The sequence below is a fragment of the Bradyrhizobium sp. BRP19 genome, from assembly GCF_020194195.1.
In the GTDB taxonomy this organism is placed as follows: Bacteria; Pseudomonadota; Alphaproteobacteria; order Rhizobiales; family Xanthobacteraceae; genus Bradyrhizobium; species Bradyrhizobium yuanmingense.
This window is the reverse complement of record NZ_JADYVZ010000012.1, coordinates 20,908-41,209: the sequence shown is the minus strand read 5'-3', so window position 1 is coordinate 41,209 and position 20,302 is coordinate 20,908. Positions and strand designations below refer to the sequence as shown.

25 protein-coding genes and 1 pseudogene are annotated in these 20,302 nt (G+C 63.6%); 14 read left to right on the top strand and 12 right to left on the bottom strand.

What is annotated here, in order from left to right; all coding sequences use genetic code 11:
- Positions 1 to 25: 25 nt before the first annotated feature.
- Both I6F36_RS28425 and I6F36_RS28420 read right to left on the bottom strand, forming a co-directional pair.
- Positions 26 to 694, bottom strand: a complete 669-nt coding sequence (locus I6F36_RS28425) for a hypothetical protein (RefSeq protein WP_225172627.1) — start codon at positions 692 to 694, stop codon at positions 26 to 28.
- A 184-nt stretch (positions 695 to 878) separates the two neighbouring features.
- Positions 879 to 1,142 (bottom strand): annotated as a pseudogene (locus I6F36_RS28420) (two-component system response regulator); the annotation flags it as partial.
- A gap of 193 nt (positions 1,143 to 1,335) precedes the next feature.
- On the opposite strand from I6F36_RS28420, the gene I6F36_RS28415 reads away from it, so the two are divergent.
- From I6F36_RS28415 to I6F36_RS28405, 3 genes are all read left to right on the top strand, one after another.
- Positions 1,336 to 1,779 carry a hypothetical protein gene (locus tag I6F36_RS28415; RefSeq protein ID WP_036026581.1) on the top strand — a complete coding sequence of 148 codons (444 nt, stop codon included), beginning with the start codon at positions 1,336 to 1,338 and terminating at the stop codon, positions 1,777 to 1,779.
- 158 nt (positions 1,780 to 1,937) lie between these two features.
- Complete coding sequence (locus I6F36_RS28410; protein ID WP_036011293.1) at positions 1,938 to 2,222, top strand: hypothetical protein; 285 nt, start codon at positions 1,938 to 1,940, stop codon at positions 2,220 to 2,222.
- Positions 2,223 to 2,355: 133 nt separating this feature from the next.
- On the top strand, positions 2,356 to 2,802 hold the full coding sequence (locus I6F36_RS28405; protein ID WP_225112338.1) for a CHRD domain-containing protein: 447 nt from the start codon (positions 2,356 to 2,358) through the stop codon (positions 2,800 to 2,802).
- A gap of 44 nt (positions 2,803 to 2,846) precedes the next feature.
- Here the strand turns inward: I6F36_RS28405 and I6F36_RS28400 are convergent, their stop codons facing one another.
- From I6F36_RS28400 to I6F36_RS28390, 3 genes are all read right to left on the bottom strand, one after another.
- A complete protein-coding gene (locus I6F36_RS28400) occupies positions 2,847 to 3,212 on the bottom strand; it encodes an antibiotic resistance protein VanZ (RefSeq protein WP_036011287.1) in 366 nt (121 codons plus the stop codon).
- Positions 3,213 to 3,302: 90 nt separating this feature from the next.
- A complete protein-coding gene (locus I6F36_RS28395; protein WP_225172626.1) occupies positions 3,303 to 4,841 on the bottom strand; it encodes an EAL domain-containing protein in 1,539 nt (512 codons plus the stop codon).
- 632 nt (positions 4,842 to 5,473) lie between these two features.
- Positions 5,474 to 5,647, bottom strand: coding sequence for a hypothetical protein (locus tag I6F36_RS28390; RefSeq protein WP_167361675.1), 174 nt, complete (start codon positions 5,645 to 5,647; stop codon positions 5,474 to 5,476).
- A 1,028-nt stretch (positions 5,648 to 6,675) separates the two neighbouring features.
- Here I6F36_RS28390 and I6F36_RS28385 point away from each other — a divergent pair.
- From I6F36_RS28385 to I6F36_RS28375, 3 genes are all read left to right on the top strand, one after another.
- Positions 6,676 to 6,966 carry a hypothetical protein gene (locus I6F36_RS28385; RefSeq protein ID WP_036011277.1) on the top strand — a complete coding sequence of 97 codons (291 nt, stop codon included), beginning with the start codon at positions 6,676 to 6,678 and terminating at the stop codon, positions 6,964 to 6,966.
- A 41-nt stretch (positions 6,967 to 7,007) separates the two neighbouring features.
- Positions 7,008 to 7,424 carry a hypothetical protein gene (locus tag I6F36_RS28380; protein WP_036011274.1) on the top strand — a complete coding sequence of 139 codons (417 nt, stop codon included), beginning with the start codon at positions 7,008 to 7,010 and terminating at the stop codon, positions 7,422 to 7,424.
- A gap of 163 nt (positions 7,425 to 7,587) precedes the next feature.
- Positions 7,588 to 7,866 carry a hypothetical protein gene (locus tag I6F36_RS28375; protein WP_225112340.1) on the top strand — a complete coding sequence of 93 codons (279 nt, stop codon included), beginning with the start codon at positions 7,588 to 7,590 and terminating at the stop codon, positions 7,864 to 7,866.
- A 15-nt stretch (positions 7,867 to 7,881) separates the two neighbouring features.
- Here I6F36_RS28375 and I6F36_RS28370 read toward each other — a convergent pair whose 3' ends face one another.
- Positions 7,882 to 9,093, bottom strand: coding sequence for a hypothetical protein (locus I6F36_RS28370; protein WP_225112341.1), 1,212 nt, complete (start codon positions 9,091 to 9,093; stop codon positions 7,882 to 7,884).
- A 183-nt stretch (positions 9,094 to 9,276) separates the two neighbouring features.
- On the opposite strand from I6F36_RS28370, the gene I6F36_RS28365 reads away from it, so the two are divergent.
- Positions 9,277 to 9,519: a hypothetical protein gene (locus I6F36_RS28365; protein ID WP_057026181.1), complete on the top strand. Its 243-nt coding sequence runs from the start codon at positions 9,277 to 9,279 to the stop codon at positions 9,517 to 9,519.
- Positions 9,520 to 9,615: 96 nt separating this feature from the next.
- Positions 9,616 to 9,858 (top strand): hypothetical protein, encoded by a 243-nt coding sequence (locus I6F36_RS28360; RefSeq protein ID WP_128262894.1) that lies wholly within the window; start codon positions 9,616 to 9,618, stop codon positions 9,856 to 9,858.
- Between the two features lie 47 nt (positions 9,859 to 9,905).
- Here the strand turns inward: I6F36_RS28360 and I6F36_RS28355 are convergent, their stop codons facing one another.
- The gene (locus I6F36_RS28355) at positions 9,906 to 10,283 is read right to left on the bottom strand and encodes a hypothetical protein (RefSeq protein ID WP_225112342.1); all 378 of its coding nucleotides are present in this window, start codon (positions 10,281 to 10,283) and stop codon (positions 9,906 to 9,908) included.
- Positions 10,284 to 10,699: 416 nt separating this feature from the next.
- Here I6F36_RS28355 and I6F36_RS28350 point away from each other — a divergent pair, with 416 nt between their 5' ends.
- Complete coding sequence (locus I6F36_RS28350) at positions 10,700 to 11,077, top strand: hypothetical protein (protein WP_036011263.1); 378 nt, start codon at positions 10,700 to 10,702, stop codon at positions 11,075 to 11,077.
- A gap of 1 nt (position 11,078) precedes the next feature.
- On the opposite strand, the gene I6F36_RS28345 is transcribed toward I6F36_RS28350, so the two are convergent.
- Together I6F36_RS28345 and I6F36_RS28340 are read right to left on the bottom strand one after the other, a co-directional pair.
- Entirely contained in the window at positions 11,079 to 11,732 is a 654-nt protein-coding gene (locus tag I6F36_RS28345; RefSeq protein ID WP_036035501.1) for a hypothetical protein, read from the bottom strand.
- Between the two features lie 20 nt (positions 11,733 to 11,752).
- Complete coding sequence (locus I6F36_RS28340) at positions 11,753 to 12,490, bottom strand: metallophosphoesterase family protein (protein WP_057026183.1); 738 nt, start codon at positions 12,488 to 12,490, stop codon at positions 11,753 to 11,755.
- A gap of 192 nt (positions 12,491 to 12,682) precedes the next feature.
- On the opposite strand from I6F36_RS28340, the gene I6F36_RS28335 reads away from it, so the two are divergent.
- Entirely contained in the window at positions 12,683 to 13,309 is a 627-nt protein-coding gene (locus tag I6F36_RS28335; protein ID WP_225172625.1) for a transglutaminase-like cysteine peptidase, read from the top strand.
- An 11-nt stretch (positions 13,310 to 13,320) separates the two neighbouring features.
- Here the strand turns inward: I6F36_RS28335 and I6F36_RS28330 are convergent, their stop codons facing one another.
- The 3 genes from I6F36_RS28330 to I6F36_RS28320 form a co-directional block, all read right to left on the bottom strand.
- Positions 13,321 to 14,499, bottom strand: coding sequence for a hypothetical protein (locus tag I6F36_RS28330; protein ID WP_225172624.1), 1,179 nt, complete (start codon positions 14,497 to 14,499; stop codon positions 13,321 to 13,323).
- A gap of 177 nt (positions 14,500 to 14,676) precedes the next feature.
- Complete coding sequence (locus tag I6F36_RS28325; protein WP_036011249.1) at positions 14,677 to 14,952, bottom strand: hypothetical protein; 276 nt, start codon at positions 14,950 to 14,952, stop codon at positions 14,677 to 14,679.
- Between the two features lie 75 nt (positions 14,953 to 15,027).
- A complete protein-coding gene (locus I6F36_RS28320; protein ID WP_225148877.1) occupies positions 15,028 to 15,588 on the bottom strand; it encodes a hypothetical protein in 561 nt (186 codons plus the stop codon).
- Positions 15,589 to 15,867: 279 nt separating this feature from the next.
- Between I6F36_RS28320 and I6F36_RS28315 the strand changes: the two genes are divergently transcribed.
- The 4 genes from I6F36_RS28315 to I6F36_RS28300 all read left to right on the top strand — a co-directional run bounded on the left by I6F36_RS28315 (position 15,868) and on the right by I6F36_RS28300 (position 20,090).
- On the top strand, positions 15,868 to 17,070 hold the full coding sequence (locus I6F36_RS28315) for a polysaccharide biosynthesis/export family protein (RefSeq protein ID WP_057026186.1): 1,203 nt from the start codon (positions 15,868 to 15,870) through the stop codon (positions 17,068 to 17,070).
- A 244-nt stretch (positions 17,071 to 17,314) separates the two neighbouring features.
- Entirely contained in the window at positions 17,315 to 17,824 is a 510-nt protein-coding gene (locus tag I6F36_RS28310; protein ID WP_225172623.1) for a hypothetical protein, read from the top strand.
- A gap of 28 nt (positions 17,825 to 17,852) precedes the next feature.
- The gene (locus I6F36_RS28305) at positions 17,853 to 19,340 is read left to right on the top strand and encodes an O-antigen ligase (protein ID WP_225172622.1); all 1,488 of its coding nucleotides are present in this window, start codon (positions 17,853 to 17,855) and stop codon (positions 19,338 to 19,340) included.
- A gap of 135 nt (positions 19,341 to 19,475) precedes the next feature.
- Positions 19,476 to 20,090: a hypothetical protein gene (locus tag I6F36_RS28300; protein WP_225172621.1), complete on the top strand. Its 615-nt coding sequence runs from the start codon at positions 19,476 to 19,478 to the stop codon at positions 20,088 to 20,090.
- Positions 20,091 to 20,302 lie beyond the last annotated feature (212 nt).

Here is a 20,302-nt window from a genome sequence, read left to right as displayed (position 1 = left end):
GCCAACTCCGCTTATTCGAGTCCGCCTATTCGAGCCGCAGCAGGCGGCCGATGATCGGGGTCGGCGAGGAGGTGGCGCTGGCGTCGATCTGGAAGGTGTAGCGTTTGGCACCGAGAATGGCGAGGTAGCTGCCGCCCGGGGTCAATGTCTTTCCGGCCTTGGCAAAATCATAGAACTTGCCGCCGACCATAGCATCGCGCTTGAGCGGGACGCTGATCGTGGGCTCCTTGCCGTCGGTGCGTTCGATCACCAGCGTGCTGCCGACTTTGGCCTGCACCAGTGGCGAGACGCCGTAGAGCGTCGGCAGCTTGGCCGGTCCGCCCTTGGCGTCCGAGCGCACGGTGCGGAAGGTCGTTGCGGCGCTCTGGTTCGCCTCGCGCTCGGACAGTTTTGCCGCATTGGTATCGCAGGGCACCTTTTCCCGCTTGACCTCGCCCAGCTGCACGGTGCTCTGCTCGGCGCCGACCAGGACGACACCTTCGCTGATGGTCTCGCGCTGGCAGGATTTCAGGTAGCTGAGCGTGATGCTGGCCTTTGGTCCGAGCTTGATGATCTTGCCTGGCGCCACGTAATCCATGAACGCGATTCCGTCGACCTTGCCCTGGACGTCCTCGACGATCGCAGCGGGAGTCTCCGCCCAAGCGGGGGCCGCAAGGCAGAATGCGCCGACACAGGCGCCGATCAGGCTTTTCATGGGAATTCTCATCCAATTCGACGATGCTCTGGTGCCCGTCCTGGTTCGATGCCTAGCAGCAGGGCGCCGGGGCAAGTGTGACCAGAATCACTCTCAGGTCTTGGTGCCACTTTAGCAGGAACAGGTTCAAACCGGCGACCGGAGAAAAATGGTGCCGCGGCAAGATGTTGGCGGATCGATCGGGTCAGGCGGTCGGGCTGCTGGCCTTGGCTGGATGGCCCGCGTCTGACGAGCTCGCCGCCGCACTCTCTATTTCGATATCGGCAGCGAGAGGGGCGGCGGCGCTCGGCAAAGGAATTGTCCGCTGACCGCCGGCGATCTCGACCACCTCGTCCCAGCGCAACAGGAAAGCCTCGACGCAGCCCGGATCGAACTGCCGGCCCGCGTTCTCGACCAGGTAGCCGCGCGCGGCCTCGAGCGGCATTGGCTCCTTGTACGGCCGTCGCGTCGCGTCGAAGTCGTGGAAACGGCTGACGACGGCATCGAATTGTTTTGACGTCGCCGCCGCCGCGTGCGGCCGCAGAAATTTAACGGATTGATTTTGCAGGGCGTTAACCGTGGCGGAATGCTCGTCGTGTCAGTCATTGTCGCGCCTCAAGCTTCGTTGCAAATACACGTGGAAATTACGGGTGGATGTTTCCATGCTGAAAGAGGGCAAATACGCGGCGTGGTTCAGAACAGCGCACGCGCAAGGCACCGGCATCGTGCATCTGGCCCAGGGACGGATCTCGGGCAGCGACAGCTTCTTCAACTATGGCGGCTCCTATCAGTTCGACAACGACCGGCATTTCACGGCCGTCCTGACCACGCGGCGACATGCCGACGGGCCGCCGACCGTGTTCGGGCTCGACGAGGTGGAGGTCGAGCTCTCCGGCGTTTATAGCGGGGCGATGGCCACCTGTTCGGGAACGGCCCGCCAAGCGCCCGACGTGAGATTCGAAGCGACTCTGATCTTCAGCCAGGAAGAGGCGCCGGCTCCCGACCCCCGGGGCGCGGTCGTGAAGCTCAAGGCCGACAAGCTGCCCAAGCGGCTCGACAGCCGTTCACGGCCGCGGCATCCGTTCACGACGGGCGCGCCCAAGTGACAGTGGATCGGCAACAAGCTGCGCCGGTCCACCCGGCTCACGTCTGCGCCGCGCTTAGCATTGCGTTGACGTTGTTGGCTCGAATTCGCGCTGCAGAAACTCCGCCTTTAGAAGCGAGAGCTATCTAGTCTGCGATAGATCAAGCGTGGTGGAAGAACATGCCTCAAATCTGGATGACATATGACGAGCTCGGCGCCCTTTGCGGCTGCGATGCTGTGGAGGCGAGGGACCGCGCGATCCATTTGTCGCTCGATCGTCGCAGGAGTCGCGACGGTGCCACGCGCGTCAAGCTCGATCTGGCGCTGACGGCCAAGTTCTTTGCATCCGTCCGCGAGGCGGATTTCGATCTCGACTGCGCCATTGAAGCGCTGCACGACACCCACCGGAAGATGGCCGAGCTCCTGGTTCCCTCCGAGCGTCACACGAGGCGCGGGGCAGCTTGAGCGGCGCGTGTTTCGCTTGCGAAGGCTAATTCCCGCGAGCGTTGTCCCGAATCAGCATAAGCTCTGCGGTGGAATGTCCGGCAGTCCTCGGTGTTTTCATCGCGGGACCAACGAAATCCGCAGGAGGAAGTGCATGAGCAAAGCCGTGTGTCGACGGTCCGTGGCACTGTTGGGGGCATTGGCGCTGGTCGGAGGCGTCAGCGCGACGAGCGGAACGGCAGGTGCGGAGGTCGTGAAGCTGCGAGCGGAGCTCAAGGGAAGCAATGAAGTGCCGCCGAACAGCTCGACCGGGTCGGGCAAGGCGGAGGCGACCTACGACACCGAAACGAAAGTCCTGACCTACCTCGTCACCTTCACCGGGCTGACGGGACCGGCGATAGGCGCGCATTTTCACGGCCCCGGCGAGGCCGGGAAGAATGCCGGCATCGCATTGCCGTTCAAGACGGCGCAAAGCCCGATCGAAGGCAGTGCCACCCTCACCGAGGCGCAGGCGGCGGATCTGTTGGGCGGAAAATGGTACGCGAACATTCACACGGCCGCCAACCCAGGCGGTGAGTTGCGCGGCCAGATGATGAAGTAAGGACCGGGTCGCCCGGTCGCTCCGCCGAGGCCATGCTCGCCGTTTCAGGCAGGTGGTCTGGGCAGAAACGCCAGGATCATCTGGGCGAGCATCACGCCCACGGTGCCGCCCGCCGCCTTCTGCAGCACGTCGAGAAAGCCTGGATCGCGATCGGGTATCAACGCTTGCATCAGCTCCAACCCCATGGCGACTGCGATGACGAGCGAGCAAGCCAGGCTAAACCGTCCCGGCAGCAGGAACGACAGCAGGAAGCCGAGCAGGCCATAGGCGCTGAAGCGCTCGATCACGACGATCCAATAGGCCTCGTGGTGACCCATGAGCGCAGGCCGGCCCGACAGCTTCGCCAGCGTGGCATAGGCGATCAGCGCCAGACAGATGCTTGCGGCTGCTATGAGGTGGTTCCTGCGCATGGCGCCAACATACAAGGTTGGTCGCCGCTCCGGTTCGAAAGCCGAAAACATCGTTAGAAAGTATCGTTAAAGCCTCTGGGGGCCGACCAGTCAGGCCACCAAAGCCTTAGCACCGGATGTCGCCGCATCCGGCTGCGCAGCCCGACGCGATCTGATGAGCTCATTGAATTTGGCGGCGGGCAGGGGCGGCGCAACCAGATAGCCTTGGCCTTCCTCGACGCCGGAGGCGAGCAATGCGCGGAGCTGCTCCTCGGTCTCGATGCCTTCGGCGACCACGCTCATATTGAGGTCTTTCGCGAGCGCCACCAGCATCTCCACGATCGTGGTCGTCGATGCGTCCACCGTGATCGTGTCCACGAAGAACTTGTCGATCTTGATCGTATCGGCGCCGAGGCCCTTCAGCCGCGACAGTCCGCTATGGCCGACGCCGACGTCGTCGATGGCGACGCGGAAGCCGCGGTCCCGCAGCTCGGCCACGACCGAAGCGGCGCGCGCGAGATCATCCAATTCGTCGCGCTCGGTGATCTCGACCACGATCTGGCGCGCGGAGACGCGTGCCGTCAGAACCGTGCGCCGCAGTGTTTCGACGAAGCCGGCGCTCAGGAGGTGCTTGGGCACGACGTTCAGCGACAGCTTGAAATTCTTGTCGGCCCTGAGCAATGGCCTGAGCTCGGTGAGCGCCGATCCCAGGATCTGCCAGGTCATCGCCTGGATGCGTCCGCTGGATTCGGCGAGCGGAATGAAATTCATCGGCGGGACCACCGAGCCATCGCGGCGCAGCCAACGCGCCAGAATCTCGCAGCCCTTGATCCGACCTGTCCGGAGGTCGAAGATCGGTTGGTAATATGGCTTGAATTCGCCGGCTGTCAGCGCCCGGTCGAGATCGGCCACTGGCCCTTCCATGCGGCGGTTGCGTGCCAGCAGGATGCCGAAGATCGCGCCAAGTCCGAGCGCCACTGCAAGCGTTGGCCAATAGGCCTCGGTGTTCCAGCTCGACAGCACCGCGTCCTCGAGCCGGATCGTGGCATGAAGCGGGAGCCGAGCGGACGCTCGCTCGAAGCCGATCGGCGCCGGCAGAGACTTGCCGGCCTCGGTCTGGAATTCGCCGAGCTTCTCGCCATTGCTCAAGGCGAGGATCACCTGGCTGTGCGCGCGCAGCTCGGCCGGCATGATGTCGAACAGGCTGGCATTGACACCGACAATGGCGACCAGGGCGGAGTTGCCATTGACGTCCCTGAGCACGCCCAGGGCGTCGCCGCCAAACTGCTCCACGCGGAACAGGGAAAGCGTCTTGTCGCGCGAAGGCAGCATGTCGCGGCGATCCACCCATCCCTTGTCGAATTCGAGCGTCTCGGAATAGGCCGAGCAGATCACCGAGCCGTCCGGCTTGACGAGGCGGACGTCCTTGATCGCCGAGCGCTGGTAGACATGCAGGCGGATGGCTTGCAGCGCCGCCGGCTCGCAGCTGGCGAAATTGCGCCGCGCGAGCTCGTCCAGGCTGCCCGCAGCGAAATCGACTGCAAGCTCCGATCGGCGCAGAACCACCTCGGTGAGCTCATTGAGCTGATGCGCCTGGTGCTGGCGAATGACGGCGCCAGCGGCGAAATGACCCGCCAAGGCGAACGCCATCGTGCTCGCAAGCACGAGTGCCACAAACGGGAGGTCTGGTCGCAGCACTCTCATCCGGCTCAGGCGAAAACAGGCGGGGCGGAAATTCAAGCAAGGCGTGGAGATTGATCCTAGCCAGCGGGGGCTAAGATAGGGTTTAACGGAAAGACTGGCCCGAAGGGCCCCGCCTGAGCAGTGCCCGGCCAATGGTCTGGCGGCTCGGGGTCAGAAACAAGCATGGAAAGTTGAGCAGTATGATCAGGACGTTAAGTCTCGTGATGGCGTTGACAATCGGGAGCTCTCTGGCCTCGGCGCAGGGGACCAAAGACACGCCATCGGGCACGCAATCCACCTCCGCGACGCGCAGTGGCACGGGCACGAATTCCGGATCCGACACGATGGGCGGCGCCTTCAAGGGAACGGGGACGCCCAGCTACGGAACCAGCCCAGGGATGGGGTCCCAGAAGAGGACGCAGAATTAAGTGTGGCGGCTGGCGGGACACCGCCGGCAACCCGCTCAATCCACCTCACCGTCCAAGACGATGGCGGACCGGAACGACCCCGGGATAAGGGGCGGCTAGCCTATCGATGCGGGGCCCGTTCGACTGCAGCGGCCGTACATGAAGCGGAGGCGAGCGCCGGCACTTCTAAGATCAGCTCTTCTTTGCCGGCTTCGACTTCAAGGAAAGACCAAGCCGCAACGCCATGCGCTTGATCGCATCGGGCGAGCGCCCGAGAGCTTTCGCTGCCTGCTCCAGCGAGGTTGAAGACTTGGCCAGCTCGATGAGCCGGCGATCTTCCTTGAACGACCAGGGCCTGCGCGCCATAACCGAAATGATCCTCTCGTCGACACAACGACAAAGCCGCCAAGCGGACCCATGTTCGCTCGACGGCTTTGCTTGGGTGGGGCCGGGCTTGGGGGAGCCCGGTGCGAGATGGATAAGCAATCGCCGAAAGTTCGCAACAAACAACGCGGGTTAAGCTAACCTCTCAACCTTACCGCGATGAAGTTGGTGCATGGCGCTCCGTAGAAGCACGGATGCTTCTTCAGCGGTCTCGTCCGAGAGGCCGCTCGATACGTTCGAGAACGTTTCGCAAGACCTATCGTGCAGATCGCAACTGTGCCCGATGACAGCGCATCCAGCCGCTTCGTTCGAGGCTGCTGCCGCCGTGAACACGGGTTAACATCGCCGGCTGGATATCGCCCCCGAACGATGCGAGATTTCGTCGTCCTCCGGGCTCGTGGTTCTCGCGACGGCCAAAATTCAAGCACCACGTTGCACAAACTTCATCTTCCTCTGACAAAACTTTCAGCGCCGATGATCTTGAAGTCGTCAGAACATCACGTTGAAATGTACCGGGAGGAGCGTTCCGATCATTGGGAACATTCCAAATGTTTGCAATTCTGGTTCTGATTTCGATTTTTGCAGCTGGCTTTTGCTGCGGCTACGGCGTGCGGGCATGGCGCTCGCGCAGGCGATCGGCACGATATCGTCTCTATGCGCCCTACACGCCGGCGGCGATGGGCGCCAAGCAGAGTGAGCATCCGTCGTAGGCGCACCGCCATGTGAGCGCACACTGATCCTGCCGTGCGGCCGGGTCGGATAACCATGCGCAGTTAGGTTAACGTGGTGCGGCGCTTGAGAGCTTTGGAAAGGCAACCTAGAACGTAGCAATTCATGGTGAGAGTTTAGCCGCCTGTATTGTCGCGGCTCGCATAGGTGGGCGTGAATGGCGTATTTGATTGCTTTGCTGGGCGCGACTTGCGTCCTCGTTTTGATCGCGTTTGTTCGTGGCTTTGAGCGGCGGCTGAAGGATCGTCCGGGGCCTTGGATCATGAACGAGGGCCCTGCGAATGACTGATCAAAGGCACAACGCGCCGCGCAGATACTTCGTCGATGCCCAAGGGCATCGCGTTCTGATCGGCCTGTCTCCGGAAGAGACGGCGGAGTTCGAAGCTCTGGATCTTGCATCGAACGAGACAGGGCAATTTACATCCGAGGTCCGCGTGCGAAAAGGAGCCGCTGCCGACGGCGAGATCCGCTGGCACGAGCTGTATTCCAAGCACGCGGGAGCTTGGCGGGCATGGATTGCACAAAGCCAGACCGCACGGGCGCCGGATTCAGGATTTGTTAACTACGTCTGACCGATGGTACCCGCCTGGATCTCGTATGTGGGATGGCCCGGATGTTTCAGCTGTTCCTGAGAGCGCGCGCACACAATCTTCTCGGCTCCCGCCGCGAGGACAAAACCTTCAAGGCCCGCTCGGCCGAGCGTGACGCGGAGACCGACCGCGGGCGGATCGGTGCCGTTTTGGCCGCGATCGAAACCGCCTTGCAGGAGGCGGAGAGGGAGCAGGCCGGGCTCAACCGGCGTGTCGACGATGCGCTTGCCCGTGCCTCCGTCACCTTCGGAAACGGCACCGACGAATATCTCGAGCGGGAGCCGCTCGACAATCATCATCAGGATCTCTTCGCGGCCGACATCTCGAACGGCCAGCGCCGGCTCAAGGAATTGGCGAGCAGCATCGCCCACTTGAAGTTCGTCAAGACGGCAATGCTCACGCGCTTTCCGGATTTCAAGCCGCCGCAGCTGAACAGCTAGGAGCGGTGATATTTCTGCGCGCTCTGCGGCCGTGATTCGAGACGCGGCTCTGGAGCATGGTCCGAACAAGTGCGCAGTCACAATTCAGCGCGCTTTGCCGTTTGGCGCCTCGTTCCTTTTTGGTATGGTCCGGCAAGCATTCACCGAGTGAAGGAGCAACGACGTGCCGGTCAAGAATTTGCGGACATTGGTTGGGCTGGCATTCGCTTTGACATTGGCCGTGCCGGCGACGGCGTCGGCCATCACTGCCGAAGTGGCGCGGGCATGTGACGCCGCGGTGGCCAAGGCCTTTCCGCCCAGGCAGATCGGCAACCCCGCAGCGGGGAGTGCCAAGGGAACGGGCAAAGACCAGCGCGAGTACTTCCAGAAATGCGTCGCCAACAACGGCAAGGTCGACGACATGCCGGCGGATGCGCCAAAGGACAGCAAGCCGGCCAAATAGGAAACAAAGGCTGCGTTATCGCCGCGGCGGCGGGCAGGGCGAGTAGAACGCGCCGTTCGCCGCATTGATGCGCTCGACGCATTGGTTGGGATCGGTGATCGTCCCAGCGATGGTGAAGTCATAGCCCATGCCCCTGACCACCACGATGTAGCGGCCGGGCGCGAGCGTGAAGCCGTCTTGCTCCGGTTGCAGCAACAGCATTCTCGACTGGTCGTCGATCGGACCTACCTTGTAGGGGTAGGACATGCTGCGGATGACCCAGGAATCGCCGGCGCTGACCATGGTGGCTTTCCCGCTGGCATCGACGCCCATCGCTCGCGAGACTTTTGCGATCACCCGAACTTCGGTCCCGCTGGCGTCGATACCCCCGTCGGGCCTGAACACGATGAATTTGACGTCGCCGTCCATCAACGTGGTCGCGCTCGGCGTGTTGATGGCGGCCGAGATCGCGACCCGCCGGTCCGGAATTTTTCCGGGAACCGGCTTCAGCTCGTGGAGCTGGCCCTCGCTCAAGGCGTAGACGCCGAACGTCGTTGGCAAAGGCATCGAGGGGTGCGCCGCCGGCGCCGGCTCCTTTGCGCTCTCCGGGATTCGTTCAGCGGTCTCGCTGGCCGAGGGAGTCGGAATCGCGGTCAGCTGAGGCTCCGGGCCCTTGGCCGAACGTTCGGGCTGCGCCATCTGCGACGATGCCGTCAGTTGTGCCTTCAGCCGCGGCCAATACACGACCGCGGTGCCGGCGCCAGCAATGAGCAGGAGGATCGCGGTCAATCGAACGAGAGACTTGAAAGCGCCGCTCCGTTTGGGTTGGTCGGGCGATCCTGGCGGTGCGGCAGGACGCCGCGGCGTCTCGGCAGCCATCGGAATGGCTGATGACGCCGAGGCAGCGGGCGTCGGAATGGGCGGGGGGACGGGAACGTTCGCCGGTGGAGAATTCGCCACGGGGACCGAGGCATCCCTGGTCGGTGAAGACTTCTCGCTTCGCTCAAAGGCGCGTTCGACCTCTCGAATGGCGCGTTCGAGGACTTGCTGGAGCTCTCGCGCTTCCCGCGCATCGGCGTGGGTGAATTGTTCCAGAAGCTTGACGCGTGCCAGCTCGTAGACGACATCCCGCATCTGCCTGGGGTCGCCGGAGACTTCGCGGATCCGCTCTGACAACAGGCGGACGAGCCCGGCCTTGATCTCTTGCGCCTGCGAGGCGTTGGCTGCGGTGTCGCCGGTCTCGGTCATCAAGAGCGATCAACTAGCCCGGATAGTGCCGTTTCGCTAGGTTTTTTCACCCCGGATCGCGTCGGTTGCGGTGAAACACGCTGATGCTCCGGCCGCAAAGGTCCTGCGCGGTCGTTTCGTAGCGCTTGCTTTTGGGCGGAAACCTGTGACATTTCGACCGGCTCCTTCTTCCGGTGTGTGACCATGCGCGGCATTTTGACAGCAATGATGTTTCTGACCTTTCTGGTTCAGTCTGCTTCTGCACAAGGGACCAAGGATCAGGCCAACACGACTAGCTCCAGCATCGTGACGACGACCGACAAAAAGAAGCAGACCACCCAGGCTGCCTCGCGGCCTACGGCTGTCCGGAACGTGGGTAGCGGTTCTACCGGACAGGCGGCCCAAGGTGTCTGGAGGAATGGCAAGCTGATCGCGGTGCCTCGCTGAGGTCACCCGTGCCGCGGTGAGGTCGCGCAACGAACCGTGATGCCGTCGTGAAGGAACGGTGTTCCCTCCCTGACGTTCTTGCTCGGGAGATATCGCATGAAACGAATAGTCTTGATCACACTCGCCCTTGTGGTGCCTGCGGGCGCCTGGGCCCAGGGCGTCAGCGATCCGTCGACGCCCAACCGCAATGTGATCATCGTCAACCCGTCGCAGCCCGCGCGTCCCAACGCGACGCCGAATATCCCGAGCCGGATCGAGCCTCCCGTGACGACTTACGGACGGGCCCGGCCCTATCACGGGAATACAACCCGGGGCAGCGGGTCGAGCCGCCGTTACTAAAGCGTTTTCGGGCGAAGTAGATACCCCTTCGCGCGTCGTGGGCCTGCCTATTGCGGGTTGACTTCGACCTCCAGAGTCGACGTCCCGGGATCATGACGGTTCTTGCCCGAAATCAGCAGCGTGAACTTGTCGGCGCCTCGCGCTTCCCTTTCTGCCGAATAGCGAAAGCCGGACCCGACCACCGCCAATTGTCCCCGTGATGGCCCGCTCACGACGGATACGTTGAAGATCTGCATGTAAGACCAACGCAGTCCCTGAATGCAGTCGGCGCCAGGGGCGATCGACATCGTCCATTTCACCGTGTCTTGCGACAAGGCGAAGGGCGTGCGCTCCTTGATGCAGAGCGGGCTGGCGTGAGCCGTGAGGGCGGACATGGCATACGCCGCAACGGCAACGCGCAACAACGATACCAGGCTTGCACGCATTCTCGCCAACTCCATCGACGGATGCCGAAGTCTAGCAGCGATGGCCTAACGAGGCCTTAGAACGACGCTATTGTCCTTGCGTCGCTCATCCGATGCCGATCGCAGATAGGTCGATCATCGGTCGGCCTCTCTCCGGATCATGCCATACTAGACCTGTTTTGCCCGACGGATCAAGTCAGGACTTCGGAAAATACGTAAGTCATTGATTCGGTTGGTGCCGGCTACTGTGCATGGGGTTGTTTTTCGCTTTTTGAAGGGACGGCCGCTGCGTTCCGAAAATGTTGCAATTGGCAGCCGTATCAGCTGAAGTTGCGGCTGCTGCTCGACCCGCCATCGGAGTCATCGGAGTGCGACCCGTCCGCTGCAAGTCCCTGTCAGACCGCCGGAGACCGGCGCGCGCGCCGGTTCAGGCGGCCGTGGCGGCCGCTGTCGGATTGGCTCTTTACGCCTGCCCGCTCTCGTGCCGTGCTCAGACCGAGCCGGAGCCGTCCATCAACGACTATCTTCCGCCGAGCGAGCCGGAAGTCTCGCGCGACGAATGGCGGCAGCGCATCGAGGATGCGCGGCGCCGTGCCAAGGGGGTTGCGCGCGAGCGGCGCGAGCATCCGGAACTCTACAAGCCGGCTCCGGAAGATCCGGACCTCGTCGCGACCGAACGTCTGCTTCGCGACGACAGCCTGCAGCGAGGCGACATCGTCGCCACCAAGAAGGGCATGTTCGTCTACCAGGGGCGATCCGATCAGCCGCGCCGCGATCAGGACTTCGTGCCGGTCAACCCGAAATCGGTCCGCTGATTTAGTACCGCCGCAAGATCTCGTTGAATCTGGGATCGGTCACCTTCGTCGTCTCCAGCAGCAGCGACTTGCCTTGCGGCGTTGCCTGCACATAGGCCGCGATCAGCAGCGGCTCGTAACGCGAGCGGTTGGCCAGCGCCGACCGGATGTCGGATTGCGCCAGCAGCTTGATCTCCTCGTCGGTTGCCGCGGCGCTCGAGGTCACGGTGCGGACGCGTGAGAAGGCAACGTCGATCGGCACCGACCCGGTCAGGTACGACATCTTCACCGCAGGCGTGACCGCCTCGCCGGCCTGGGCCTGTAGCGTGCCGAGCGTGAGCCAGAGCGCCGGCCTGATCGGCGAAACTTTCAAGGCTGCCACGACAGCGGCTTGGGCCGTCTTGTTCTCGCTGGCCCTTCCGCCTGCCTCGGCCGACGGACGATGCAGAACGTCGGCGGCCATTGCCGCCGCATGATTTGCCAGGAGGTCGCCATCCCACGAAAAGGATGCCAGGCTGCCTGCCGCCGCGAGCTTGGCCTTGTCCGGCGGAATCTCGCCGGAGAACAAGTCGCTGGCGCGAAAGTTCGGCCGTACGAGATCGCCATAGAACGTCATGCCGGCGTGGAGCGCCAGCGCGATCGCGGTCAAGATGCCAATGGCGCGAAGCGTGATCACCGAAGTTGCGGCCTGAGCTTTCAAATTGCGAGAAGACTATCGCCTTGGATCGTCAACAGGGTCAAGTTGCCGGTCGCATAAGCGCCGGTGTCGATGTTGATGCGATTCGACCGGATATCGGGCGCGCTGACCGGCGTATGGCCGTGCACGACATATTTGCCGAAGCGCTCCTCGGAGGCGAGGAATTCCTCGCGGATCCAGAGCAGGTCCTCATCCTTCTGGCGATCGAGCGGGACGCCCGGTTTGACGCCGGCATGGACGAAGAAGAAGTCGCCGCAGGTAAAGGACGAGGGCAATTGCTGGAGGAAGGCGAGATGCTCCGGCGGGAGCGCACGTCTCAGTCCCTCGATCAGTTCGACCTGCTGCTCCGCGGAAGGGTTCATCGTCGGCGTGACGCCATAGGAGACCAGCGTCAGCAGGCCGCCATAGTGGCGCCACTCCTGCAGGCGGGTCGGGTCCTTGAGCACCTCGAGCAGGAAGACCTCGTGATTGCCCTTCAAACAGACCGTCTCGTGCGACTTCGAGCGTTCGATCAGGAGATCAAGAACGGCGCGTGAGTCCGGGCCGCGGTCGACATAGTCACCGAGAAAGACCTGAATGGCGCGTTGCGGCGCCGAGCGGGCCAAGTCGGCGTCGATCACGGTTAACAGCGATTGAAGCAAATCGGCGCGGCCATGCACGTCGCCGATCGCATAGACGCGGACGCCATCGGGAAGCCGCGGCTTGGTCTTCTTTCGAAAGCGGGAGGAAAGGCCCATCGGGTCGGTCGAATCGCATCCAGCGTCACGAGCGGAAGTCGTGACCGCTCTTAGCAGAACAAGTCACACATCGGTATTCTTAATTGTTTCCAATCGATGAGCCCGCATTTTGATTAAAGCCTCGCGTGGCCTTTGAGCCGTATTTCAAGAGGTCTCGCGTAGCGTCTCCCCAACAAGAACGGGGAGCGCGACATGCGCAAAGTTGTGAAGTTCCTGGCGGCCGTCGCCGCCATCGTCGTTGCTGCGGGGGTGCAGCAGAAAGCGGAAGCCGCCTTCGTCGGGGCGCCCCTGGGGCTGCGTAGTGCCATCCACTACATCAAGTTCGACCAGCCGACGCTGCCGCCGATGGCGTTCACGCTCTTCTGCCTGAAGTACAAGGACGAGTGCAGGCCGCGGCCGCAGCGGATCGTCTTCCGGGGCGGCCGCCTGAAGCTGACGGCCGAGCGCATGGCGCAAATGCAAGAGGTCAACCAGCGGGTGAACACCGCGATCCGTCCCGAGGCCAATCTGGAAGGGCTGCGCGGCGAGAAATGGCTGCTGCATCCGGCAAGCGGCGACTGCAACGACTATGCCGTGACAAAACGCCACGATCTGATCGCCAAGGGCTTTCCGGCGCGCTCGGTGCTGCTGAGCGAGGTCGTGACCAGCTGGGGCGAGCATCATCTCGTGGTCGTGGTGCGCACCTTCTCCGGCGATCTCGTGCTGGACAATCTCTCCGGCCACATCATGTCGTGGTCGAAGAAGCCCTATCGCTGGGTCCGCATTCAGTCGCCCAAGAATCCGAACTACTGGGCCTCGCTCGGCGACCGCGCGGTCTGATCAACCGCGCGCTATCGTGATCCGGATTGGCTGACGCTCTGCGACAGTCCCAGTCCCAAGATCACCGAAAGGCAGAGGATTGCTGCCGGGTGCAGCAATCCGGGACCGGCAAAGCTCTGAACCAGCGCAAACAGGACGCAGGCCGCGGCCGAAGCGGGAAAGAACGAGTCGCGTCCGCGCTGCAGCGCGCCGACGAACAGGCGGACCAAAGCGAGCAGGCTCACCGCGATCATGGCGACCAAGCCGACCCAACCCATCCCCGCGAACACCGATATGGCCGCCGAGGGCGCCGTCAGGACGGCGCCGGCATCGCTCTGATAGATCCTGCCCACTGCAGCAAAAGTCCCGGCGCCGGCGCCGAACCAGCGTGTATCGGCCAGCATGCGCTCGAGGGCGGCCTTGGTCTCGGTCCCCATCTCCGGAACGAGCCGTAGGAGGATCGGTCCGGAATTCTTCTCGAAGAGGAAGGTCAGCACGATCGCCGCGCCGATCAGGGCTGCCACCGACAACGCGCTCGCGGCCAATGGCGACAGATCCAGTCTGCGGATCACGAGGATCAGCAGGATCAGCACGACGCCAAAGGCCGCCGCCATGGCGCTGTTCGTCCCTGATAACCCAAAGATCGCGGCGGCACTGACCAAGGCTCCGACCAGGCCGCAAAGTCCGATCGCGACCGAGCGAACGACCGAATGATGCGTCTCCGCCCGTTCGGCGGCGAGCTGCATCACCGCCAGGTTGAGCATGAGGCCGAGCCCGGCCAGGCTCGTCGTGAGGTCATGGGGGACGGATCCGGCAAGCGCCGGCGAGAGCCGATGCAGGTCCAACATCAAGGCGGAGATCGCGGTTACGCCGCTCAGCACGAACAGAACCAGCTCGGCACGGCCGCGGTTGCGGACCACCAGGATCGCGACGCCAAGCAATGAGATCGCGGCCAGCGCCAGCAGCAGCGCATTCACCGTCAAGCCGATATCGGCCGTGATCGGCCCGAGCGACAGGCCACCGATCACCTCGTGGGCGCTGGCCCAGATCGGATGCGCAAAGCGCAGCGGAAGCGGAGCAAGCTGGGCCGCGATGCACAGCGGGATCGCGACCAGAATCCAGCGGCCCCAGGAGGTCGCACGAAGATAGTGCTCGTAGTCGGCCTTTCGCGAGCTCGAGGCGGCGGCCAGCAGGCCTAGTGCCGCGGCCATCGACCCCAGCTGCGCGCCCAATGAGGCGCCGGCGATTTCGAGAGCGGAAGCGGAAACGATGGAGACGATGAGGGCAAAATAAGCGAGGGACAAACGGCGCGCTCGAAGCGAATCCTGAAACGGTCAGGTCACCATACAAGCGGGCGGTGCGTTTTCAAACAGAGGCTTGCGTTGCGATCAGCGCGTGGCCTTGACCGGCCGACCGAAGACGCGGGTGGCGCGTGCGGCGGCAAGGGCAAAGCGCGCCCCCGAGCCGAAGAGGTAACCGCCTTGGAGGGCGATGGCGGCGAACGCCGCAGCCTTCATGCCGTCAAGGAAGCCCAGGCTGGTCATCATGCTGACCGGCAGCATGGTGAGCACCAGCGCAAATGTGACCGGCAGGAGCACGAACACGCGAAAGCGTTGGCCCAGCACGGCACCTGTGAGAAAGCTGAAAATCAAAAAGGCGGTCATCCGAAACACTCTCCGTGCTCCGGACCCTAGATTCCCCGCCTAAAAAGACCCTTAAGTTGTATGGCTAAATTTAGCCTATTGGCCGCAATTTGCCAGCAGCGAATGATAGGCCTCCCGCAGCCCGTTGAGCGCCACCATCCCCTTGATCTCGCTGTCGCCTTCCCTGACCACCACGGACAGCGAGGCCGTCGTCTGCCACTTTCCGGCAGCAAAGGCCGAGACCTCGTCGGGCAACAGCACGGCCGCTCCCGCGGCCGCCATGCTGCCTTCGAAGCTCAGGGTGCCGCCGCCGCTTGCGGCAATGGTCACCTTGGGGCGGCTCCGGGGCGGGAAGGGCCGGATCAAGGCCACCAGCACATCGACCTTGCCCTTCGGGGCGCAGCGCACGATCAGGCCGGCGAAGTCCGGGTCCGATTGGGTGGTGTCGGCGGTCTTCATGATGGCCGCGAAGCTTTCGCCGTCCTTGGCCCCTTGGGTCCGCGTGAATTTCCAGACGGACGTGGACGCAGGGGCGGCCACCTCAACAAAGGCCGCGCCGCGACACCACGCCCCGGCGCTGCCAGGGCAGGCGACGGCGCGATCGGCGGCGCCAAAGAGGGAGCCCGCCAACAGCGGGATCAGAAGGAGGCCAGACACGGGGAGTTCCTATCCTTAATAGCCCCAGACTTAGCAGACGGCGGCGGGGTCAAGAAGCCTTGAGCCCGACACAGCGCCCCCACGATTGGGGCGAGCTGCTCACCGATCGGGCACGCGAAATACAACAAATAGTCACAAAGACTTAAACTAAGCCCGAAACAGTGTCCCGCACGCAACAGTAGCCGACCGATCGCTCCGTTAACTACCGGGAACCCTTGTCGCACCACCCCCTAGGCCGTACCAATCAAGGGCTAATTGGGGTCTCCTGGGGCGCGATTGATGCATTCCTTTGCCAAGTCATATCTTTTCAAGCCAGCATTTCTGGCCGCCGCTTTGGCGCTCGGAGCCTGCTCGACCAATCCCGGCTCGGGTCCGCTGACAGACGACGTCAACAACAAGATACAGACGGAAAACGCGCCGGCCTACGAGCTGGTGCCGCTCAATCCGGCGACCGTAAAGATCCTGCACACACACGAGCCCAAGGGCCTAGCCGGCGTGTTCACCGATCGCCGCCCGCCCGCCAGCATCGTGTTCGGCATCGGCGACGTTGTCAGCGTCACCATCTTCGAGGCCGCGGCAGGCGGTCTGTTCATCCCGGCGGAAGCCGGTGTCCGCCCGGGTAACTATGTGACCATCCCGGATCAGTCGGTCGACAATGATGGCTTTATCACCGTGCCCTATGCCGGTCAGATCAAGGCCGCAGGCCTGACGGCGGTCCAAATCCAGCGCGCGATCGTCGAGAGGATCGGCAACCGCGCCATCGAGCCGCAGGCGGTCGTGGCGATGTCCTCGCAGCGCACCCAGCTGATCAGCGTGCTCGGCGAGGTCAATTCGCCGGCGCGTTATCCGGCGAGCGCGGCGGGCGCGAAGGATCGCGTGCTCGATGCGATCACCCGCGCCGGCGGCATCAAGGGCCAGGGCTTCGAGACCTGGGTCATGCTGGAGCGTGGCGGACGGCGGGCCACCGTGCCGTTCGAAAATCTCGTGATGGCGCCTGAGAACAACGTCTATGTGCGTCCTGACGACAGCATCTACGTCTATCGCGAGCAGCAGAAGTTCCTGGCGTTCGGCGCCAGCGGCCAGAGCGGCGAGTTCAACTTCGATGCCTGGCGCATCAACCTTGGCGAAGCCGTCGGCAAAGCCGGCGGCCTGCTGGATGGCCAGGCCGATCCGGCGGCCGTGTATCTCTATCGCCGCGAGCCGCGCGAGGTTGCGGCCCAGCTCGGCATCGACGTGAGCAAGTACACCTCGGAGACGATCCCGGTCATCTTCAACGTGAACTTCCGCGATCCGGGCGGCTTCTTCCTCGCCACCAAGGTCATGATGAAGAACGGCGACATCATCTACGTCTCGAACTCGCGCAACGTCGAAGTTGCCAAGTTCCTGAACTACCTGCGTGTGATCATGGCGACCGGCAGCGATAGCATCAATCTCGCCAACGACGCCCTGATCTTCCGCAACAACATCAAGCTGGCGCCGTAAGACGCCGACTTGACCGACCAAAAACGATGGCACCGGGGCTTTGTCCCGGTGCCATTTTCGTTTAGCAATCGAGGCGGTTCTGCTGCGCCGACAAGCCCGGGATCTGGATCAAGGCGCCACTCGGCACGGCCGCGCCGGTCATCGGTCACCCCGCGGCTTTGCAAGGGGCTTCATGCGCTTTCGAACATTTTGCCGTCTTCTGGCTCACGTCCCGCTTACCTTCGCGCTTGCACCGGTCGGGCCGGTGATCGGCGCTGCCGCAGAGCTGGGCGTCCGCTATCGCATCGATGTGATGGTTTCCGCTGAGCCGGATGCTCCCGTCCTGTCGCGCCTCAAGGGCGCCAGGGGCGAGCTGTCCTTCACGGTTCGCCTCTCGGCGAACTCCAAGGAGAGCAAGTTCTTCGGGATGCTGCGCCCGTCCTTCCCCGACATCGTCGTGCCCGATGCCCCGGGCAAGCCACTGGTGCAGCAGACCAAGCTGTGGGAGGAGGATGTCTGCCATCAGCGCCGCGGCCTGCCGAAGGTTACCGTGACCCAGCTCGGCGGGCATTTTGCGCAAGGGGAGGGGCGGATCGAGATTTCCGCCATCAACCGGCACATCGGCGTTCTGGTCCCGCCCGACGAACTAACCCCCGGAATAAAACTCGATCAGGGGAGTGATAGCTTTGGATTATTCTACGCATTCCGGGCGCAGAGCCGGAACAGCCGCCTCAACGTGGATCTGAAGATCTATCCGATCGATTGTTTCCTCTAGGCGCGAGCAAAGCTCGCAAGACATAACGATGCGCCTTTGGCTTCCCAAGATTCGTTGGTCATGGAGCTTGCCCGCGGCCTTCATCCTGTTCTTCGTGGCCGCGGGCGCGCCGTTTCCGTTCGGCTCGACCAATGATCTGTCGATCGCGTTCTGGTGCCTGTGTCTCGGCATCGCGGTGATCTTCGCGCCGACGCGTGATCTGCGCAGGCCGCATCTCTGGCTGCTCGCCGGCATCGGCGTGATCGTTGCCGCTTACGCCTTCGTGCTGCATGAGCAGCTCTCCGACCATCCCTGGGTCGCGCCGTTCCAGCCGATCTGGAAGCAGGCCTCGGATCTGCTCGGCGTCCCGATCGCCCCGTCCGCTTCCATCGTCAAGAACGAGGCGTTCTTCGCGCTCGGCGCGCCGCTTGCCAACATCCTCGCCATCGTGCTCGGCATCACCGTCGGCGCCGATCGGATGCGCGCGCGCCGCCTGCTCTGGGTGATCGCGATCTCGGGCGCGGCCTACGCGCTCTATGGCGTAGCCTCGTTCCTGATCGAGCCGACCATGATCCTGTGGCGGGACAAGACGGCCTATCTCGGCAGCGTCACCGGCACCTTCATCAACCGCAACACGGCGGCGGCCTATTTCGGCTCGGCCGCGGTGATCTGGATGCTGCTGATCCTGGAGGACGTCCGTCGCCGCCTGCCGGAGCGGCACATCGAGTGGCGGCGCCTATCGCTCGACCTGCGCGCGATCCCGCCAAGAGAGATCCTGCCGCAGCTTAGCTGCCTGCTGATCTGCCTGATGGCGATGTTCATGACGACCTCGCGCGCCGGCGTCGGCCTGTCGCTGCTGGCGATGATCGTCGCCTTCACGCTGTTCCTGCGCAAGGACCTGCCGCCTCGCACCGGCATCTGGATCTCGCTCGGCTCCGGCGCCGCCGTCGCGCTCGGCCTGTTGCAGCTGCTCGGCGGCCGCGTCTCCAGCCGCTTCGACAGCCAGGGCTTGGTCGACGAGGGCCGCATCGAGGCCTGGAAATCCACGCTGCGGATCATCGCCGACAATCCCTGGTTCGGCACCGGCATGGGCACCTTCCAATGGGCCTTCCCGCCGTACCGCAGCCCCAACATCTCGATTCGCGGTGTCTGGGATGCTGCGCATTCGACCCCGCTGGAGCTTGCCTCCGAGGTGGGCATCCCGATGGCGCTGCTGGTGGCGCTCGGCTGGGCCATCATGCTGCTGGTGCTGGCGAGTGGCGTGTTCACCCGCCGGCGCGACGTCATCATCCCGCTTTCCGCCGCGGCGACCGCGACGCTGTCGCTGCTGCATTCGTGCCTGGACTTCACCTTGCAGGTGCCCGGCTACAGCATTCCGTTCTTTGCGCTTTTCGGCGCGGGCCTGGCCCAGTCCTTCTCGAGCCGGGAGGGCCGCGCCGCCGCTGATGCGCTCGCCACCGCACCGCGAGGCGAGGGCCGCTCGGCAACCGCAGGCACAGCCCCGCGCGCGCAGGGCGAGCTTCACAAAACTGTCTAGATTTGAAGCAGTTGCGCCGTTTACGAAGTCTTTAGAATAAGTGGACAGCTGTTTTCTCTTCCGCTAGGTTCCGCACTGCACAGCCATTTGCCCGGGCCGAGGAATCGGGGCAGCTGATTTTTTGGAGGTTGATTTATGAGCGTTATCCGCATCGCGCTTCGCATGGCTGCCGCCGCGGCCTTCGCCGCGACGATCACGACGGCCGCCAGCGCCGCCGTTTACCCGCCGCAGCGCCAGCTGCCGGCCACTGTCATTTCCGACTTCAAGGCCGCTCCCAACAGCCTCTTGCAGCAATATCCGACCGGCGGCCCGCAGCTGATCTCGCGCGTGCGCGACCTCGGCGCCTCCGATCCGACCACGCTTCCGGGCCTGATCGCGCTGCTCAAGGATCCCGCGACCACCAAGGACCAGATGCGCGCAATCGTCGGCGGCCTCGCCCAGGTCGCCCGCATGGCCGCGCAGACCGACCAGGCCTTTGCCAGTGAGATCCAGACCGCGATCGCCGGCATCGGCAACCCCGACGTGATCGCCGCCTACCAGGCCGCGACCGGCGACGTCGCGATCGCCGCGACCGGCGGCGGCGGTGGTGGTGGCAGCGGCTCAGGCGGCCCGACCGGCAACAACTTTCCGAACGGCGGCAATGGCGGCGGCGCTGTCAGGTTCGGCAACAACAACAACGCCAACAATCCGCCCGCTACTGCCGGCGGCGGCGTCGGCGGCACCACCCCCAATCAGGTGAGCCCGCGCTAAACCCGTGCGCGGCAGACATTGTTGCGAAAGTCCAGCAGAGCGGCGCCATCGAGCGCCGCTTTTGCGTTGGTGGCGTTAACGTTCACGCGAATTGTAGTGTCAAAGTCGCGCTGCCCTGCATCAACAGCGTTCAACTTCAGATGACCTTGTGCTACCTTAATATATAGCGACGGAGCAGAGGGGCTTGCTTCCGAACGCGGGAGGCAATTGCC

Bases quoted from the DNA above. Each gene is read 5' to 3' on its own strand.
- I6F36_RS28425 (WP_225172627.1), bottom strand. From the start codon at position 694: ATGAAAAGCCTGATCGGCGCCTGTGTCGGCGCATTCTGCCTTGCGGCC.
- I6F36_RS28415 (WP_036026581.1), top strand. From the start codon at position 1,336: ATGCTGAAAGAGGGCAAATACGCGGCGTGGTTCAGAACAGCGCACGCG.
- I6F36_RS28410 (WP_036011293.1), top strand. From the start codon at position 1,938: ATGCCTCAAATCTGGATGACATATGACGAGCTCGGCGCCCTTTGCGGC.
- I6F36_RS28405 (WP_225112338.1), top strand. From the start codon at position 2,356: ATGAGCAAAGCCGTGTGTCGACGGTCCGTGGCACTGTTGGGGGCATTG.
- I6F36_RS28400 (WP_036011287.1), bottom strand. From the start codon at position 3,212: ATGCGCAGGAACCACCTCATAGCAGCCGCAAGCATCTGTCTGGCGCTG.
- I6F36_RS28395 (WP_225172626.1), bottom strand. From the start codon at position 4,841: ATGGCGTTCGCCTTGGCGGGTCATTTCGCCGCTGGCGCCGTCATTCGC.
- I6F36_RS28390 (WP_167361675.1), bottom strand. From the start codon at position 5,647: ATGGCGCGCAGGCCCTGGTCGTTCAAGGAAGATCGCCGGCTCATCGAG.
- I6F36_RS28385 (WP_036011277.1), top strand. From the start codon at position 6,676: ATGACTGATCAAAGGCACAACGCGCCGCGCAGATACTTCGTCGATGCC.
- I6F36_RS28380 (WP_036011274.1), top strand. From the start codon at position 7,008: ATGTTTCAGCTGTTCCTGAGAGCGCGCGCACACAATCTTCTCGGCTCC.
- I6F36_RS28370 (WP_225112341.1), bottom strand. From the start codon at position 9,093: ATGACCGAGACCGGCGACACCGCAGCCAACGCCTCGCAGGCGCAAGAG.
- I6F36_RS28365 (WP_057026181.1), top strand. From the start codon at position 9,277: ATGCGCGGCATTTTGACAGCAATGATGTTTCTGACCTTTCTGGTTCAG.
- I6F36_RS28360 (WP_128262894.1), top strand. From the start codon at position 9,616: ATGAAACGAATAGTCTTGATCACACTCGCCCTTGTGGTGCCTGCGGGC.
- I6F36_RS28355 (WP_225112342.1), bottom strand. From the start codon at position 10,283: ATGCGTGCAAGCCTGGTATCGTTGTTGCGCGTTGCCGTTGCGGCGTAT.
- I6F36_RS28340 (WP_057026183.1), bottom strand. From the start codon at position 12,490: ATGGGCCTTTCCTCCCGCTTTCGAAAGAAGACCAAGCCGCGGCTTCCC.
- I6F36_RS28335 (WP_225172625.1), top strand. From the start codon at position 12,683: ATGCGCAAAGTTGTGAAGTTCCTGGCGGCCGTCGCCGCCATCGTCGTT.
- I6F36_RS28330 (WP_225172624.1), bottom strand. From the start codon at position 14,499: ATGGCCGCGGCACTAGGCCTGCTGGCCGCCGCCTCGAGCTCGCGAAAG.
- I6F36_RS28325 (WP_036011249.1), bottom strand. From the start codon at position 14,952: ATGACCGCCTTTTTGATTTTCAGCTTTCTCACAGGTGCCGTGCTGGGC.
- I6F36_RS28315 (WP_057026186.1), top strand. From the start codon at position 15,868: ATGCATTCCTTTGCCAAGTCATATCTTTTCAAGCCAGCATTTCTGGCC.
- I6F36_RS28305 (WP_225172622.1), top strand. From the start codon at position 17,853: ATGCGCCTTTGGCTTCCCAAGATTCGTTGGTCATGGAGCTTGCCCGCG.
- I6F36_RS28300 (WP_225172621.1), top strand. From the start codon at position 19,476: ATGAGCGTTATCCGCATCGCGCTTCGCATGGCTGCCGCCGCGGCCTTC.